The 19,280-nt window shown below is 37.7% G+C and carries 12 protein-coding genes and 1 pseudogene; 1 reads left to right on the forward strand and 12 read right to left on the reverse strand.

Annotated elements, in window-relative coordinates; genetic code table 11:
- Positions 1 to 19: 19 nt before the first annotated feature.
- From ACFIJ8_RS05585 to ACFIJ8_RS05605, 5 genes are all read right to left on the reverse strand, one after another.
- Positions 20 to 823 (reverse strand): 3'(2'),5'-bisphosphate nucleotidase CysQ, encoded by an 804-nt coding sequence (locus ACFIJ8_RS05585; RefSeq protein WP_026500223.1) that lies wholly within the window; start codon positions 821 to 823, stop codon positions 20 to 22.
- Positions 810 to 2,141 carry a TldD/PmbA family protein gene (locus ACFIJ8_RS05590; RefSeq protein ID WP_273787830.1) on the reverse strand — a complete coding sequence of 444 codons (1,332 nt, stop codon included), beginning with the start codon at positions 2,139 to 2,141 and terminating at the stop codon, positions 810 to 812. Before ACFIJ8_RS05590 ends, ACFIJ8_RS05585 begins: the two co-directional genes overlap by 14 nt.
- A gap of 1,692 nt (positions 2,142 to 3,833) precedes the next feature.
- Positions 3,834 to 4,283: a hypothetical protein gene (locus tag ACFIJ8_RS05595; protein ID WP_375628586.1), complete on the reverse strand. Its 450-nt coding sequence runs from the start codon at positions 4,281 to 4,283 to the stop codon at positions 3,834 to 3,836.
- A gap of 804 nt (positions 4,284 to 5,087) precedes the next feature.
- Positions 5,088 to 5,654, reverse strand: coding sequence for a 16S rRNA (guanine(966)-N(2))-methyltransferase RsmD (gene rsmD / locus ACFIJ8_RS05600; protein ID WP_273787828.1), 567 nt, complete (start codon positions 5,652 to 5,654; stop codon positions 5,088 to 5,090).
- Positions 5,635 to 7,035, reverse strand: coding sequence for a pseudouridine synthase (locus tag ACFIJ8_RS05605; protein WP_375639180.1), 1,401 nt, complete (start codon positions 7,033 to 7,035; stop codon positions 5,635 to 5,637). Before ACFIJ8_RS05605 ends, rsmD begins: the two co-directional genes overlap by 20 nt.
- 269 nt (positions 7,036 to 7,304) lie before the next feature.
- Between ACFIJ8_RS05605 and ACFIJ8_RS05610 the strand changes: the two genes are divergently transcribed.
- The gene (locus tag ACFIJ8_RS05610) at positions 7,305 to 7,751 is read left to right on the forward strand and encodes a nucleoside deaminase (protein WP_012754668.1); all 447 of its coding nucleotides are present in this window, start codon (positions 7,305 to 7,307) and stop codon (positions 7,749 to 7,751) included.
- A 642-nt stretch (positions 7,752 to 8,393) separates the two neighbouring features.
- On the opposite strand, the gene ACFIJ8_RS05615 is transcribed toward ACFIJ8_RS05610, so the two are convergent.
- From ACFIJ8_RS05615 to ACFIJ8_RS05645, 7 genes and pseudogenes are all read right to left on the reverse strand, one after another.
- Positions 8,394 to 8,885, reverse strand: a complete 492-nt coding sequence (locus ACFIJ8_RS05615) for a hypothetical protein (RefSeq protein ID WP_375639181.1) — start codon at positions 8,883 to 8,885, stop codon at positions 8,394 to 8,396.
- Positions 8,886 to 9,062: 177 nt separating this feature from the next.
- The gene (gene ileS, locus ACFIJ8_RS05620) at positions 9,063 to 11,978 is read right to left on the reverse strand and encodes an isoleucine--tRNA ligase (protein ID WP_375639182.1); all 2,916 of its coding nucleotides are present in this window, start codon (positions 11,976 to 11,978) and stop codon (positions 9,063 to 9,065) included.
- Positions 11,979 to 12,226: 248 nt separating this feature from the next.
- Positions 12,227 to 13,960: an outer membrane protein gene (locus tag ACFIJ8_RS05625; RefSeq protein ID WP_375639183.1), complete on the reverse strand. Its 1,734-nt coding sequence runs from the start codon at positions 13,958 to 13,960 to the stop codon at positions 12,227 to 12,229.
- Between the two features lie 1,503 nt (positions 13,961 to 15,463).
- Complete coding sequence (locus ACFIJ8_RS05630; RefSeq protein WP_375639184.1) at positions 15,464 to 16,354, reverse strand: outer membrane protein; 891 nt, start codon at positions 16,352 to 16,354, stop codon at positions 15,464 to 15,466.
- Positions 16,355 to 16,536: 182 nt separating this feature from the next.
- Positions 16,537 to 17,340, reverse strand: a pseudogene (locus tag ACFIJ8_RS05635) (outer membrane protein).
- A gap of 361 nt (positions 17,341 to 17,701) precedes the next feature.
- Complete coding sequence (locus ACFIJ8_RS05640; RefSeq protein WP_375639185.1) at positions 17,702 to 18,538, reverse strand: outer membrane protein; 837 nt, start codon at positions 18,536 to 18,538, stop codon at positions 17,702 to 17,704.
- A 322-nt stretch (positions 18,539 to 18,860) separates the two neighbouring features.
- Positions 18,861 to 19,280 (reverse strand): outer membrane protein (locus ACFIJ8_RS05645; protein WP_375639186.1); only part of this gene is annotated, 420 nt, incomplete at its 5' end.

The following is a 19,280-nucleotide window of genomic DNA, read 5'->3' on the forward strand; positions in this document are numbered from 1 at the left end:
TTAGCGCGCTTTTACGTGATTAAACTAACTTTGTTTGACGAACAACATCTATCATATCTTGACAGCAATTATTTTTACCAGCAATTAAAAGTCCATATTGGTAAGGTTCAATTCCGTAAGATAGTAAAGGGGCATCAAGCGATAAAAAACACCCTCCACACTCCTGCAAAATAAGATCAGCAGCGGCAATATCCCATTCATGACAATTCGGACGAACTAATACGATATCAATTTCATCTTGAGCAACAAGAACAATACGATAAGCAAGAGAAGGAAGATAATGGTAAAGACTGACTCGATTGAGAAAATCATCTGGTAATTTTTGTGCGAGCGATTTATCAAGCGAAATTTTATATTTTCGATGCCCCCCCGAGGCTAAACGAGGAAGTTTTATCCCATTTAATGTTGCCCCTCCACCCGTTACAGCTGCATAAATATCTCCTTGAGCCGGACATTGTAGAACGCCCACTATAGGACGCCCATTCTCAATAATGGCAACCGAAATACACCAATAAGGACTGCCAGAAAGAAAACCTCGTGTTCCATCAATAGGATCAACCACAAAGGAGCGTTCATAATCTTGTTGTTCTCGATTATCTTTTGTTTCTTCTGAAATCCATCCATAATTTGGACGCGCTCCAAGAAGCTTCTCTTTCAAAAAATGATCAACAGCAAAATCTGCCTCACTGACCGGTGAATTACCCTCTTTAATCCAAACATCCAACGTGCATCCAAAATACCGCATTGCTAAATCTCCTGCCTCTCGACAAACATCCCGCAAAAGATTTAAATCAGAAGAATGATGCGTGTTATTTTCCTGCAAGTGTCATCCCTTCAATTAACAATGTTGGAGCCGCCGTACCATAACGCCGATCAATATCATTGGCAGGTGTTAAATGTGCTAACATATGAAGCAAATCAGAACCTAGCGTTACTTCACTCACCGGATAAGCAATTTCACCATTTTCAATCCAAAAACCGGAAGCCCCACGACTATACTGACCAGTAATAAAATCAATGCCGTGACCGAATAATTCGGTCACATAAAATCCATTTCGCAAATCTTTTATCATATCGCAAGGCGATACTAAACCCGGTTCAATAGCAAAATTTGTACTTGTCGGTTGCACTAATGATGCCGAACGCACACCGTGTCCATTTGTTTTAAGTCCCAACTCACGTGCTGTAGATGATGAAAGAAGCCAATTTTTTAAAATACCATTTTCAATAATATTGAGTGCTTGCCCCTCTACCCCTTCTCCATCAAAAGGATGAGAAGCATTTCCACGTAATCGCAAAGGTTGATCGGTTACATTAACATTAGGCTTCATCACTTCCTTGCCTAGGAAATTCTGTAAAAGACTCGTTTTACGAGCCACAGAGGCTCCATTGACCATAGATGCGATATGCCCTGCAATTCCGCGAGCCGTACGCGGACTAAAAATAACATCAACGCCCCCAGTCGCCGCACGAACTGCACCCAAACGTCGGACAGCACCAAACCCTGCATTCTTTCCAACAGTTTCTGCTGCCTCTAAATCAGAAAAATGTAAGGCTGTTGTATAATCATAATCCCGCTCCATTTGTGTTCCTTCACCTGCAAGAGCACTACAAGAACGTGAAAAGCAACTGGAGCGATAGGCTCCACAAAAACCATCGCTGGTCACAAGAATAAACCCACTCCGACCATAAGCTGTTGCAGCGCCACCAGAATTACTTACACCTTTAACATCAAGAGCTGCTGCCTCTGTTTTTAAAGCATCTTCTGTTAAAAAATGACTGCTTGGCACAAAATCATCAAAAAGATCAAGATCTTTAGGAGACTTAACCAAACACTCTTTATCTGCCAAACCTTCAAATAAACTATCGGGAGAAGCTTTAGCCATCGCAACAGCACGTTCCGCAAGTTCTTGCGGATAAGACGCTAAATTAGCAGAAACACTTGCTACTTTTTTTCCAACAAAAACCCTTAGAGTAAAATCATTGCTCTCTGCTGCTTCTGTTGATTCGACTTTCCCAAAACGAACTGATACACTGGTAGAATGAGCATGAACAATAACGGCATCAGCAGCATCTGCCCCAGAACGCCTTGCTGCTTCAACCAGTGAAACAGCTTTCTCAATCTGGTTTTTGTCAGTCATTATAGACTCCCTGAAATATTTTATTATTTACATTGATAAGCACTCTGACAATTTTATATAAATCAGAATATAACTCTTGTATGTTTATTCATAAAATTACGCACATTTCATGCATTTTTTCTTTTAATGCATCGAATAATTCCCTTTTTAGCTTCTTTATGAAAAGACGCAATATGTCGTAAAATTTCTTTAGTTTCAAGATTTCTCATTGCCCCTTATCATTTTAGATAACCCAATCTGTACTGATAATCAAATCAACCGAAAACTTGGCAATCAACAAAAAACCTAGCAATAACACTTGAATTTAAGTCAAAATCCTCAAAAATTCGAAAAGCATAAAACGACTTAAGTCACAAGCCTTATGTCCTCTGGATAGTCAAGTAACTTCCTTCATTCCTATAGCATTCTTTAATTTCCAAGCAAGAATCAAGAAAATGCCTTATATTTGTGTATACCTCTTTGCTTCTATAAACTCTCTCATAATAAGATGGCAATCTTGTAAACAAAAAAACATAAACGGAATGAAAAATTTTTCCTTTCATTATGGTTTCAACAAAATGAGCAGTCATAAACTTCTTTACCCTCATGGACGTGGTATCACAAAGAACTCATTTTTTATATTTATCAGAAATAAGTTATGATCATAACATTCTCTCTCGGTTCTAATGCGTCTAATCGAGAGCATCTCTTTTTTCATGCGTCATCCTTAATCGGTTATTTTGTTATTAAACAGGCATAATTTGACCGACTTCTTTTTCCTGAAACAAAAATTCTAAGATACTGGATAGATTTTGATTTAAGAACTATACTCTTTCCCCTCCATTAAAAAATAAAGAAGCGTAATATTGTCATAAAACGATAATCAATAAAGCTTTTATATGAAGCTCAACATTGTATCTATCTTTCAATACAATCTGCAAGAAGCGTATTCTTCCAATTAATTTTGACAAGTTTATCGCTCATAATTGTTTTAACAGATACAAAAATATTTGCAGAAACTAGGATATCTGTACGCATTTTAAAAAATCGCTTTTTTAAACATTTAAACCAAATATATACAATGATACGAAATTAATTTTACGGAAATTAAGAGTGAGCTTATTTATCCTTTAGAGCCTTTTAAAGCTGTACTCTTTAGAAAGTCATCATCTTTTAATCAAAAAAACATTTTGATTTATAATCATTATTGATCATTTTGTAATCTTCATAAAAGAATCAAATATCATTAAACTTTCTCCATTTTAAACTTATTTATGTTGAGGAAATCACAACTATTCGCTCTCACATCATGAATAGAGGTAATGCTGGTAAAAACTATTTAAGAAGAAGTCAAAATGCCTTTTATCAAGGCTCTCAAATCAAAAACTATCGCAATACTAGAAACTGGCAAATATCATGACAATATCGACCTGCAGATTCACAAGAGCAGAAATAAGCTTCTACAACTTTCTTTATTTTCAGTAAAAATGCGCACCTCATAAGCTTTTATATATTGAATAAAATTCAATGACTCTTATAAGATCTTTGGTGCAAAATTAATTTTCTCAGATGATTTGACTCGATTTCAACGACTAATGAAAAAACAAATCATACCTCATCGATTTGCTATATACTCATAACTGATTTCATTCTAACAAGGCTAAGATTTCTGCGCCTTTGTAAAGGTATTAACTTCTTTATAAATGCACCCCCTTACGAGATGATTTTGTTTTCAATAAGAGCACGTCTGCTCATTTCAATCATTGCATCACGAAGGTGTAACTTAATTTTTGACCCAATAACCATTCCAAAGAAAGGAGAAAGTAAACCAGACATGGTTACAGTATGGCGAATTTTGTTATTTGAAGAATCAGATTTTTTTGAACAAATATATTCATGATCAAAACTCATGTGAGTAAGAGGCAGTTTAGCATAATCAGAAAAGAAAACATTTTTTATAACTTTATCAAGTGTAAAAGTTACTGTAGGTCCCTTTTTAGGTTTCATGCGTCCTGTAGCCCCTTCTTTGAAAGGACCAGAAAGTTCTACCCACTCAAGTTCACTATCCCAGCAAGGCCATGATGACACATCTTCCCATATAGCCCAAATTTGCTCAGCACTCGCTTCTGTGTTAATTTCTTCGCTATATATCCATTTAAACATGATAATCTTCCCTGTTTTAGAAATCATTTAGCTTTATTGCTAAAGAATAATATAAAAATTATTCTTAAAAATGTAATAACGATAACACACTTAATACTTTCAGATTTACTTAATATATAATGATTAACTCAACAAGCGATATTAATAAATAAACACACAAATGTTCAGTATAAATGAACACTATTGTCTACCTTAAATAGAAAATATCTGTTTTAAGTTCATACAATAATAAAGATAAAAGTTACACACTATTTAGGATATAAATGCAGACTGCATAGTTGAAAGCTTTCAGCTGCTAATGAGATGTTGATGATTAATGTGCAGCCGAAAGAAATTAGACAAAAAGGTATTATAACTGTTGTCGTGAAATATATATCCTATTGGAGAAAAAACATTCATCGGTAGTAAAGCTAATAATACACTAAAGCTTTGACAATGTGTTACACTTTTAATGTAGATGAAATTAACAAATCAGCATATAACTTACAAAAATTAGCAGCAATACATACTGCTAATTTAGGTCCAATAGCATTACACCTCAAAGCAATTTTTGGCTAGACAGAAGAACAGATGGCCCCTCTATATTAAAGAGCGTATATTGTAAAAGACTCGCTCTTGGGGCTATAAAAAACTTCAAAAAAATGAGAGATTCAGACAAAAAACATAATGAAATCAAAATTCATCAATTCCTTTAACATTAGAATCTTTTATTTACTTTCTGTTTAACCTTTTAAAAACCATATAAAATGAAGAAAACTGTAAAGAAGCATTTTTTCATCCTACCGGATAAAAACAAGAACTTTCTCAAAATGTAAGCGATCGTAATTTATAGAGACGTATTGCTGTCTCACCATAAAAACGCTCATCGTCTAGATAAAAGACATCAGGTAAATGAATCATTGTATCTTTCTTTTCTTCAAGTATGAAGAGTGTATCAGCTTTTGCCCACCCTCCTCGCAAAGCTTCTACGAAAGCACGTTCACCTAAACAACGGCTATATGGAGGATCAGCGCAGATAACATCAAATGGAAGCATTGTGCCAATATTGCCAAGTTTTGTCGCATCACGACGCAAAATCCGTCCTATCGACTGTAATTCAAAGGCTTCTATATTTTTTTGAAGCAACCCACGCCCCTCAACCGAGTTTTCAACAAAAACAGCCGCCTTTGCTCCACGTGAAAGTGCTTCGATGCCTAAAGCACCAGTACCAGCAAAAAGATCAAGAATACGTTTATTGGTCCAAAATTGTTCTTCACGGCTAGAAAGAATATTAAAAAGGCTTTCACGTGTACGATCACTCGTTGGGCGAATCGACTGATTAACAGGCGAAAACAAAACGCGCCCAGCAAATTTACCGCCTATGATCCGCACGTGAACCTCCAAATCGCTTCGAAGTTTTTGCACCATCCCTATGTGGTTTAGATTTTTTCATAGCACCACCAAACGATTTTACCTTTTTCTTTCTCTCAAAAGAATGCTCCTCATGTCCACTTTTTATCATTTTCTCTTTATCCTTGAAAAAGCGATCTTTCTTACCAGAGGGATGCGTCTCGTCATAAGATGTTTTGCCACGTTTTTGAACAAAACTTCCCCTCTTCTCTTTGTGTGACGGACTTTCTTTTAGTTTTTCCTTGCCTCGATGAAAGGATTTTCTATCATCCAAATCGCTCTTATGATCATGCGATTTCTCCTCACTATAGGAAGGCTTTCTACGTGTACTCTGCGGACGTGCACCAGGAGCCATCCAAACATTAGCACGGCGAGAACGCGGTAGAAAACGCTCTGATTTTCCTTCCTCACTTTTCTCCTTCTTTACATTCTCATGAGACTTTGTACTTAATCGTGCACGACTATGTTCAACAGAACCATCTCTTGGTCGGCGCCGTATCGCCCTTTCACTTGAGAAAACCCAACCATCATTTGCAACAGAAAGATCTTTTTGGCTTTGCTTTTCTGCAACAACTGCAGAATTTGAAAATGGCTTAAGAATAGGAGCATCAAAATCTGCATTGGCTTGCATAATCAAACGCTCCCCCAACTGATCTCGTAACATCCGCCCTTTTAACTCTTGCACGGCTCCTTCTTCTAAATCAGAGAGATGAAATGGACCATAAGATACACGTATTAATCGATTAACTGATAATCCCAACGCCCCTAAAACATTCTTTATTTCACGATTTTTTCCTTCCCGAAAAGCGACAGAAAGCCATATATTAGATCCTTGTTCACGTTCAATTGATGCTTCGATCGAACCATAAAAAATGCCATTAATCGCAATACCATTTTTAAGGTTATCCAGCGCGCTCTTCTTTACTCTTCCATGAGCACGGACGCGATATTTGCGGACCCATCCTGTTACAGGAAGCTCTAATACACGCGCTAAGCCACCATCATTGGTTAAAAGCAAAAGCCCTTCCGTGTTAATGTCAAGCCTTCCAACAGAAAGAACACGCGGCATTCCTTTTGGTAAATTACTAAATACTGTAGGTCTGCCTTCAGGATCACGGTTCGTGGTGACAAGGCCTGCTGGCTTATGGTAAAGCCATAAACGCGTTCGTTCTATAGGAGGTAAGGGTTTGCCATCAACTTTTATAACATCAGAGCGGCTAACATTAAAAGCAGGCGTTGTCACGACCGTACCATTCACAGAAATGCGACCTGCAACAATCATCATTTCTGCATCTCGACGCGAAGCAACACCAGCACGCGCTAATCTTTTAGCAATTCGTTCACTCTCATTATTTTCATTCATTTGCGTTTCAAACCAATCTTTGCCAGTATGTTTAGAAAATTATTCACATGCACCATACCGCTTATCCTGAAAAAGGAAGTAGCATAATCATTTATCATTTTCTATCCTTTAACGACAATAATGTATCTGTTGACTTGCACGTTTGTTTTAAACACTTTAAAAAATAGAGGTATTCCTTTCATTATAAAAGCGTAATAAATTATTCATTCCATCGCATTTCTTATCGAGATAACCTTTAGATTTTCTATACCTTCAGTAGAAAGAATATTATGACTTTGACGCCCATGGAAATAGCCCTTTTAGAAGCGCAATGGGCTGCAAAAAAAGATGAAGTTCCCGTAGGCGCTGTCATTACACGTGGAAAAGCTATCATTGCACGCGCTGGTAACTTTATAAAATCTGCATATGACCCTACAGGACACGCAGAAATGCGCGCAATCCGTATGGCTTGCGAAACATTGCAAAGCGAAAGGCTTCCTGATTGCGACCTTTATGTAACACTTGAGCCTTGTGCTATGTGTGCTGCTGCCATTTCATTTGCACGCATACGACGTCTCTATTACGCAACAAATGATCCCAAAGGGGGGGCTATAGAAAATGGTCCACGTTTTTATCAGCAACCAACCTGCCATCACAAACCTGAGATTTATTCTGGTTTTAAAGAAAAAGAAGCTGCTCAATTACTTAAAGATTTTTTTGTACAAAAGCGATACTAAAAACAATTCTTCTTCCATAACTTTCACTCTTTAAAAACTATCCTATTTCTCAAAAAAAGACTATTAATTCCTCTGATACAGATATAGCAAAAGCCATTTCGAAGCATTTTTTCTCTCTTTTAATGCTGCATATTGCTTCTATTAGATGATACATTCACTCATAAGAATAATTCATTATTTTGTATATAAAATTCAAAATATCGTAGATATACTCCCATTTCAAATTATATTGAATCAATAAAAATCACTTTCTTGCACATCATAAGCGGGATTATCGTCTGGATAAAGAACGTTTTAGAAAAGACTAAAAATGTCCCTTATAAAGGCTCTCAAATGCAAGAATTGTCGCAACAATGGAGTCTGGAAAATAAAATGATGGTATCAGCTTTCTCCTTCCTAGCATAAAGATAGTAGAGCACTATAGATTTTACGTTATACTATTCACATGAGCAATATTGTAAAATGAGCTTGAGAAATGTTTCTTGTTAGGAAACACGTAAGGATTCTCTCGATGCTGTTATTATGTTGCTATTTCATGAGAATAATACCCCTCTTACAGCAGTATTATAACTGTGCGTGAATAAAAGCCTTGTATCATAAGTAATTGGAAAAATACTTTATTTTAAATATTTGGTCTTTTCCCTATCGACCAATAGGTGCAGTTTTCGCCGGTTGGCGATAACTTAAAGGTGGTTCAGTGAGATAGCGACGGTATTTTGAACTTCCAACTTGTGCTCTCTGACGACGTAAATATTCCTGTCGTTGCTTCGCATTCAACTGTGAAGGGTTTTCTGAACCAGCGCCATTAACTGACGATCCTTTGTGAGGAAAAGACGTGTTTCCTTGATGCTTCTTCGATGCTGCTATTTCATTGACAGATCTATCTTGTTGTGGCACCGGCAAAAATCTGCGCGAACTAGGGCTTGGTATTACAAGTTTTGGATGAGGTTTCATAACAATCTGGCTACTGTTATTTGTTGGTGTTAATGAAGTAATATTAGCAACATCTTCAAAAAACTGTATCGAAACTGGTTTATCTGTACCATAGGTAGGAGCGGATAAATTGCATCCCGTTAAAACAAAGCACATCCCTAAAATTCCTATTGGAAATATTTTTATTTCACGTTTTCTCACTGCCTATTCCATTTCCTAAGTATATGGCTGATTAATATTCCCGTTATTTATGAGAGAACGGTCCATACACAAATTTCCCCCCTGCAGATAAAACAACGGAATTTTTCTCGTACCACAAAAAACTATATTCATCAATATGAGAAATTTACTTGCATTTCTTTCCTTTGATCTAAAATTTTAAATCTTGCCAAGAATCTGCAATTCCCGCAAAGCAGCTGCATCACGAGCAGATACATCCGGATAAGCAGGATCACTCCCAACATCTTGTGTATAACGCCATGATCGAGCACATTTTTTTCCTAATGCCTTCTCTGGATATACACCAACACCTTCAACATCATTCAAAGTAAAAGCATCGGAAGGTATTGTATCCTGCGTAATTGTGAGTGCACTGGTAATACAGATCTCCGCCATATCCACATTTTCTAATGCTTCTCGTAAAGCCGGATTGGAAATAAAAACAACAGGAGCGGCTTCTAACGAGGACCCAATACGCTTATCAACGCGTTCAAGCTCTAAAGCACCTGTAACAACTTTACGGACCTGCCGAATTTTTTTCCAACGATCAGACAAAGATTGATTTTGCCATTCTTCTGGTACAGAGCGAAATTGTTCTAAATGCACCGATTGGCTTTCTGGGTAACGCTCTAACCAAGCTTCCTCCATAGTAAAAGGCAACATTGGAGCAAGCCATGTTACCATACGCTCAAAAATCTCACGGACAACCTGCAAGGAGGCCTTGCGTTTTTTTGATGAAGGCGCATCACAATAAAGAGAATCCTTGCGGATATCAAAATAAAATGCCGATAACTCAATGATTGAAAAATCCAATAATGCACGCATAATCTTTTTAAAGTCAAATTCATCGTAAGCGCGATTAATCAACTGATCAAGTTCAAAAAGTCTATGCAATATAAATTTTTCAAGATCCGGCAGTGCACCATAAGATATTTCTTCTCCATCATCATATGCTAAAGTTCCAAGCATCCAACGAATTGCATTGCGTAGTTTACGATATGAATCCACATTTGTTTGAAGGATTTTTTTGCCTAAACGCTGATCTTCCCAATAATCAGTTGTCATAACCCAGAGACGAAAAATATCAGCTCCAGATGTTTTAATGATTTCTTGCGGAACAACCGTATTGCCTAAAGATTTAGACATTTTCTTACCATTCTCATCCAAAGTAAAACCGTGTGTGATCACTGCCTTATAGGGAGAGCAAGCACGCGTACCACAGCTTTCCAAAAGAGAAGACTGAAACCATCCGCGATGTTGATCTGAACCTTCAAAATAAACATCAGCAGGCCATTTCAAATCAGCCCGATCTTCTAACACAAAGCTATGGCTTGCACCAGAATCAAACCAAACATCCAAAATATCATAGACCTGTACCCAAGGCTCATGTGCACGGTCACCTAAAAAACGTTCACGTGCTCCTCCAGCAAACCATGCATCTGCCCCTTCTGCTTCAAAAGCCCGTAAAATACGCTCGTTCACACCTTCATCTTTTAGAATAACACCATCCTCATTTGCAAAAATACAAATAGGAACACCCCAAGAACGCTGACGAGAAAGAACCCAATCAGGACGATCTTCTATCATAGAAGCTAGGCGGTTTTGCCCAGAAGACGGCACAAAACGCGTTTTTGAAACAGCTTCCAAAGCCCGACTACGTAAAGTTGAACCATCCCCAAAATCTTTATCCATTGAAATAAACCATTGCGGTGTATTGCGAAAAATAACGGGTTTTTTTGAACGCCAACTATGGGGATAGGAATGCTTTAAACGCCCCCTTGCAAACAATCGATCTGCTTTAATTAAAGCGTTAATGACCTCTTTATTAGCATCACCCATTTTTCCATTATCATCAATAACACGTGCAGATCCTCCTTCACGATCTGGTCCCAAACCTGGAACATCTTTCGTATAGAACCCTGCATCATCAACAGGAAAAGGTATAGATGAATCAATCCCCGCTTGCTCCAGTAAGGACTTATAATCATTCCAAATTTCAAAGTCCTCACGCCCATGGCTTGGCGCTGTATGAACAAAACCTGTACCAGCACTCTCTGTTACGTGCGAACCATCAAGCAATGGAATTTTAAAGTTATACCCCCCAGCCAAACCTTTGAGTGGATGAGAAAGAACAAGAGCTTTCAATTCTTCAGCAGAAATAACACGCAAACGCTTCAAAACAAGTTTGGCTTTTTCTGCACAACTCATAGCTAACGCATCAGCAAAGAGAAGTTTTTCTCCGACTTGAGGACCAAAATCATTTTCAGTACTTTCAACTTCGTAAATACCATAAGAAATCTGCGAAGAATAACTCACTGCACGGTTAGCAGGAATTGTCCACGGCGTTGTTGTCCAAATGACGACATAAGCACCATATAAATCATCAGAATTTGCTTCAAAGACAGGAAACTTAACCCAAAGCACCTCTGATTCATGATCATGATATTCAATCTCAGCCTCTGCCAAAGCCGTACGCTCCACAACAGACCACATCACCGGCTTGGAACCACGATAAATCTGATCTGACATAGCAAATTTTATCAATTCACTGGCAATGCGTGCTTCTGCATGAAAAGCCATTGTAGTATAAGGCGTGTTAAAATCTCCTACGACACCAAGGCGTTTAAATTCTTCACTTTGAACGGTTACCCAATGCTGTGCAAATTCACGGCATTCTTTACGAAACTCGTTAAGAGGTACCTCATCCTTATTTTTTCCTTGCGCTCGATATTTTTCTTCAATTTTCCATTCAATTGGAAGCCCATGGCAATCCCAACCAGGTACATAATTTGCATTAAAACCGCGCATTTGGAATGAACGGACAACCACATCCTTTAGAACTTTGTTTAAAGCATGCCCAATATGAATATGACCATTTGCATAAGGTGGACCATCATGAAGAATATAAAATGGACGATCTTTTGCTTGTTGGCGCAATTGCGCATAAAGCCCCATATTTTCCCAACGCGCCATCAATTCAAGCTCTTTTTGCGGAAGCCCTGCACGCATAGGAAAATTTGTCTGTGGGAGATAAAGAGTTTTTGAATAATCTATTGTTTCATTTTTCACAGTCATTGTGAAATATTCCTGTCCACTTTTACGATTTCATTTTTGCATAACTTCCCTGAACCCTGCAACTCTGGTTTTTATCTATAGGGAAAGCCGAGCTTATCATTCGTATTAAGCAGCGATCAGGAAAATATATCATCACACTCTATGGGCTTTATCATGAAATTCACAAGAAAAGAAACCAAAAATTGATCTTTTAAAAAATAAAGGCTCCACTAATAGTGGAGCCTTTTAGAAATTTACTCTTTAAAAAATTAGAATTTATAAGCTACACCAACACGGAAATCATTGGTTTTGTAGTTAACTTCAAGTTTTTCCTTTGCAAATTTCTTTTTACCAAAATCAGAGTAACGATATTCTGCACGTACAATCACATTATCCAAAACCGAGAAATCAACGCCACCACCAAGTGTGTAACCAATCATGGTTTTTGTTTCATCAGATAAGTTCTTAGAAGAAACGACTCTTCCATCCTCATCCTTAACGGATATTGATACAGTGTCTTGGAACTGCCCATAAGCAATACCGCCAGCAAGATAAGGCATAAAGCGATCAGCAGCAAAACCAATACGTACCCGTGTAGCACCACCCCAATTTTGTTTGAAAGTATGATTTAAAGTTTCAACTTTCTCCTCTTGATCAAGACCAAGTTCAGAAGCCAGCTTTTTCATTTGTTCTATACCATATGCACTGGAATTGTTCTTATCCGCTGCTTGCGTACTTTTTGCACCATGCCCAGCCATATTCTGTCCACCATGAGCACGAGAAGCATGTGAACTAGCACCATGCGCATGAGCGCCAGAGCCATGCCCACCTCCATGAGATGCACCATGCGGATTAGCATTACTTCCGCTACCATGGACGCCATGATGGCCTCCGTTTTGAGCTCCGCTTGTTCCATTGGAAGCTTTTGTATCTGATCCATTGGATGATCCTGATCTCGCGAGTACAAGTGATCCGCTCGGTACTGTTTTTTCTTTTAATGATGATTGTTCCGATGTAGGTTTTGTCGCTACAGATTGACTTACTTCTAATTTTGTTGATGAGGCAGAGGATACTGGTGCTTTTTCAGCCGTTTTTGCAGATCCTGCCTCTGCAGATTTTGCAGGTGCACTTGCTCCACTTGACCCTACTCCTGCTGTTTGATTTCCTGCTGTTGATTTTGCCAATGAGGACGATGATGACTTCCCTGCTGCTCCTGCCCCTGTGCCAATAGCTGTTGGTTTAGGTGTAACTGGATTTGATCCATTTCCTACTACTACTACCGATGGCTGTCTTGTATCTGATCTTGCCAATGATCCCGATGATGCTTGCACTGATCTTCCCTCTGTCTGTGGGGAGATTTTTTTAGATGGAACAACTTGTGTGTTGCCCTCTGCTGGCGTTGGCGTCCCTCTTACTTCTGATCTCGTCACTTGTTTGGAGGTTTCTGTTTCTGCAGCAGGTTTTGTTGGTGTAGTTCCTACATCTGCTACTTTTAGTGCAGGTTGTTCTGAAGCAGCTGTTTGTGTTGTCTTTCCTGTTGGGGTTCCTGTTGTTTTTCCTGTTGTGGTTACAACTTCTGTGGATCTGCGGGATCTTACAACTGCATTTTCTACTGTAGTGTTATCAGCCGCACCTATGGTAATTGTCTTTGTGTGTTTTTTACCAGATATCATTAAATCCGTATCGACACCAAAAATAAAGTTATCACCGAGATCAATATTAGAACCTGCATAAAAACCACCTACAAAACCCGAAAGTTTAGGAGAGAACTCTTTATCTAGTGGCAAATTCTTTTCTTGATCAACAAGAGCCATATCAGATTTGCTCGAAAAACCACCAGCTTGGACACCTAAATAAAGACCTGTCCATGAAAAAGTAGGCGCAACAATGGTAGAAGATGTCGATGGTGCTGGTTGATGAGGAATCATAACATCAGCAGCTAGTGCTGTAGACGCTGAAATTAAAGAAAAAATAGATGCTGTTATTAAACGTTTTGTATTCATAAAATCTCTCCAAATATCCAAAATGATGTGTATATAGAGCATCTTTTTTGAAAGATCTGTAGCAAAAATGACACACTCACAAAAAAATAAAGATTTTTTGAAAATAAGGCTTCTTAAACTTTCAATTTTGCATTCAATGAGAATTTATAAACTAAATCACACTAGAGTTATGAGTCTTAAAGTTGGATTCATTTTCATTAAATTTTCGCATAACTGTTAATGATAATATTCTTTATAAATTTCTTTTTACCAAAATCTGAATAACAGTATTCTGCATGCAATAAACTATCATCTCTCATTGCAAAATCAATGCCAACGCAAACAGTGAAATCAAATATTGCCTTTTTTAAAACCAAGCGCCATCAAAGTTTCATCTATTTATCAATATGATCTACTTTTGGTGCTTTAGCGATAGTATTTTGTATCTAAAATTAAGAAAAACAAAGGACTTATTCAAACACTCGCAAAAAAAACTTTTAGATTCTTTGCGTAAATATCTTCATCATGACACATCGGTTTAATTTATAAGGATAATTTATTGTTTTCATGTTGAATGAAAAAACTAATACTGTAGGATTCTATCATTAAAAACCTGTTCTATGTTGTATTAATCAAAACCATGTCTCTCGATAGCGGAAACAGTCTGTGGATACAAAAATTAAAAGAATTTTAAATGCCTCTTACGAACGCTTTTAACAGCCAAGGTCTGTCCACAACATTGGTGGCTGGCAAAGTTGTATGATGATACTAGCTTGCTCTTTTTATTAAGCGTGTAACGATAGTAGTGCCCTATAGATTTTATATTATTTCATTGGGAGGTTTTACCGTCTTATATCACTCACGGATACTGACATGAAGTGGGCTTGATGTACTTTGAAAATATTTCTTTAAAACAAATGTGTGAATACACAACAACAAGTGTATTCCGTTTGGGGCGTTCTGTTTTGTATGAGGAGTGTAATCACATAAAAAGAATGCAATAAACAAAAACGTAAGACAATGCATCATCTTTATTTTCATTATTTAAAAGATATTGCTCTAAATGCTTTTGAAAATCGTAAAGCTAAATTAAAAGAAGATGGTAAAGTTGGAAACTGGTTTCTATCTTTACCTCTTCATATTCTTCCCCAATGAAACTGTATTTCCCAAAGCTTACTCCAACAGATATACGTAATACGCTTGCTCTAATCTGGCATATGCAGAATAAAGTTAGTCACTGGTTATGATCTTTTCCTATTTCTGAGATTAATTGAATACTTTTCCTTATGCGTAAAATGATAGCCGTGATATAAGATTTTATGTAATCAGTAGCTATAAAATCCATATATACCACCAATTAGCCCTCTATAATATAAAACTTTTTTCTTTAAAGTCTTATAGCACAAAATGATACAAGTAAAAATAGAAGGGATTAAGAGATATAGAATAGAGAGCTAATAAAATAAAGGCCCCGTTAAACGAGGCCTTAGTATTTTTTATGCTTCTAATTTCATTTTTACGAAATTAGAACTTGTAAGCGACACCTACACGGAAGTCATTGGTTTTGTAATTGAATTCACGTGTGTCGTTTGCGAATTTCTTTTTACCAAAATCGGAGTAACGGTATTCTGCACGTAAAAGAACGTTGTCTGTCATTGCAAAGTCAACTCCACCACCAATAGTGAAACCAAGCATTGTCTTCGTGTCATCAGCCCAAGTACCACCAGTCAAATCTATGGCTTGCTTAGCTCCTGCCTCTGGCACTTTTCCATCCCCGTCAGCTTTCTGCTCAACTTTAGCTCTCTGTCCTATTCCTGCAACGGATTGAATGCCCTGTACCTGCGCATAGGCAATACCACCAGCAACATAAGGCATAATACGGTCAACAGCAGCAAAACCGATACGGACGCGTGTCGCACCAGACCATTTTTCTTTGTAACTGTGCGTTTCTGTTACCTTGTCATCTTTTTCAAACCGTTGCTGACCTTTTAATTCAACCTTAGCTTTTTCAAGGGCATCATTAAAATTTGCTGCATCTTTTTCAGTAAGAGTCAATTCACGGGCTTTTTTTGATTCTTCACGATCTGCCCAAACTGCATCGGTTTCAACACCGAGAATGAGACCATTTCCGAGGTCTACGTTAGATCCGGCATAAATACCACCCATGAAACCAGAAGGACTAGGTGTGTTATCTTTTTTGAAAGGCTCTTTATCTGCTCCTGGAATAGTTACTTTAGTTTTACTCGAAAAGTTGCCAACTTGACCACCAAGATAAAAACCCGTCCAAGAAAACGAAGGTGCTGCTGCGATAACTGCTGGTGCGACTTCATGAGGGATCATCACATCAGCAGCTTGTGCTGCAGAAGCTGAAATTAAAGCGGCAACAGAAGTTGCTATTAAATATTTTGTATTCATAATTTTGCTCCTAAATTAACTATAAAATGACCTTACAAGATTATAGATAGAAAAGCTGTAGTAAAAATGTCACAGTCATGCAAATAAAAGCCCAGAAAACAGCGGTTTTGTAAAAGTCAAGATCTCTTTAAAATTTAATTTTTTATTAATACTTTTTATTCATAATCGCACTTTTGATGAAATTAGAACTTGTAAGCTACACCTACATGAAAGTCATTGGTTTTGTAGCCTAGTTTAAGGTAACCCTTTTTAAATTCCTTCTTACCAAAGTCCGAGTAACAGTATTCCGCACGAAGCAGAATATAATTTGTCATCGCGAAATCTATACCACCACCAAGGGTGAAACCCACCATCGTTTTTGTTTTATCAAATACCGTAACAGAAACTTCTTTACTTGATTTACCATTTGCCGACTTTTTTGTTTCTGAAACTTTATCGACACCTTGTATTTGCGCATAAGCAATACCATTGGCAACATAAGGCATAATGCGGTCAGCGACGGAAAAACCAACACAAACCCGTGTTGCACCAGACTATTTTTCTTTGAAAACAATACGATACACTGCTGTGTCGCTTTTTTGAAACTTTTTATTTTCATCCAATACAACAACACCAATGCAACACCAGCATCTTCAAATTTATCATTAAAATCATCAATCGCAAGAATCTTTGAGACCGTTTTCGTTTCTCCTCGGCCTATCCAGACTGCATCGGTTTCAACACCTAGAATGAGGACATTTCCAAGATCTATGTTGGAACCTAAATAAATACCACCTATGAAACCTCAAGGCTTAGGTAGTCCATCTTTATCTGAAGTTTTTTCTTTTGTCTCTAAATCAAATACATCAATTTTGACTTGAAAAGTTGCCAACTTGACCACCGAAATAAAAATCTGTCCAAGAAAATGAAGGGGCTGCAATGACTGCTGGGGCTGTTTCACGAGGAACGATAATATCAGCAGCTTGTGCTGCAGAAGCTGCTGCCATAGCGATAATAGAAATTGTGACTAAAGATTTTATATTCGTAAACTTTGCTCCTCATTTATTTAGAGGATAATGCTACAAGATTACATAAAGAAAAGCTGTAGTAAAAAATAATACAGTCATAGAAAATGGAGGATGCACTCAAAACAAAATCGCTGCATGACTTTACAACGTTATTAACTTCACTCCGTACGAGAATTCGTAAGTTAACTTATCGATTTTGAATGTAATTCTTGTCTGTCGTTTATGAAAATCTTTTTATATCTCCAATAAATATGGAGTGAGTAATAATATAACAACAGAAAATAATAGAGGCCCTGTCTTTGACAGAGCCTCTTGGAAATTTATTTCGTTGTTTACAAAATTAGAATTTGTAAGCTACACCAACGCGGAAATCATTGGTTTTGTATTGAAGTTCAGCTGTGTCTTTAAAGTATTTCTTTTTACCGTAGTCTGAGTAACGGTATTCTGCACGCAACAGAACATTGTCTGTCATTGCGAAGTCAACACCAGCACCAAGGGTGAAACCAACAAGGGTCTTTGTTTCATCATATACGTTACCAGAAGCAATAACCTTATTAGCATTACCACCAGCATTAGCATCTTTTTTCACTTCAAGTGCGGAAATGCCCTGCATCTGCGTATAGGCAACACCACCAGCGATATAAGGCATGATACGATCAGTAGCAAAACCTATGCGAACGCGCGTAGCTCCAGACCACTTTTCTTTAATAGTAATACTTTCTCTGTACTCATCTAGGGCTGCAACTTCTAGACCATCGTTCCTTTTGATCTTAGCATCATCGAGGAGTTTATTAATTTCATCAAGACTTTTACCAGTTGTCTGTCCAACAACCATTGTTATACCATCAATTGTGTCTTTTTTACCAATAAAAGAGACATCTGTATCCAAGCCGAAGATCACACCATTGCCGAGATCAACATTGTAACCTGTGTATAGGCCACCGATCATACCGGAAAGCTTAAGATCGTGCCAATTTAAAGTGCTAGGACCTTTGTCAGATTTCATTGAACGACTACCAATCTGAGCACCAAGATAAAAACCTGTCCAAGAATAGGCAGGGGCTGCTGAGATGACTGCTGGGGCTGTTTCACGAGGGATGATAACATCAGCAGCTTGTGCTGCAGAAGCTGCTGCCATAGCGATAACAGAAGTTGTTACTAAAGATTTTATATTCATAAACTTTGCTCCTAATTTATTTATGAGCACAGTGCTACAAGATTACAGAAAGAAAAGCTGTAGTAAAAATGATACAGTCACAGAAAATGGAGGATGCGCTCAAAACAAAATCGCTGCATGACTTTACAACGCTATTAACTTCACTCCGTACGAGAATTCGTAAGTTAACTTATCGATTTTGAATGTAATTCTTGTCTCTCGTTTATGAAAATCTTTTTATATCTCCAATAAATATGGAGTGAGTAATAATATAACAACAGAAAATAATAGAGGCCCTGTCTTTGACAGAGCCTCTTGGAAATTTATTTCGTTGTTTACAAAATTAGAATTTGTAAGCTACACCAACGCGGAAATCATTGGTTTTGAAATTATATTCTTTTTCTTCTGTTCCAAAAAATTTCTTTTTACCATAATCTGAGTAACGGTATTCCGCACGCAACAGAACATTGTCAGTCATTGCGAAATCAACACCACCACCAATGGTGAAACCAACCATGGTTGCTGTTTCACTAGACGCTGTTTTACTAAAAGATGAACCATCTACCTTCACCATTCCATGAGTAGCTTCTAGCTGCGTATAAGCAACACCCCCAGCTACATAAGGCATAACACGATCAGCAACAGCAAAACCAATACGTACCCGCGTAGCACCAGCCCATTTTTGTTTAAAACCAACACCTTCTGCCTCCGTCGCAGAAATCTTTACAGCTCTAGGAGTAGCAGCTCCCGTTGGAGGAGTAGT

It is taken from the genome of Bartonella sp. MF74HXZ, from assembly GCF_042194445.1.
Lineage (GTDB): Bacteria > Pseudomonadota > Alphaproteobacteria > Rhizobiales > Rhizobiaceae > Bartonella > Bartonella grahamii.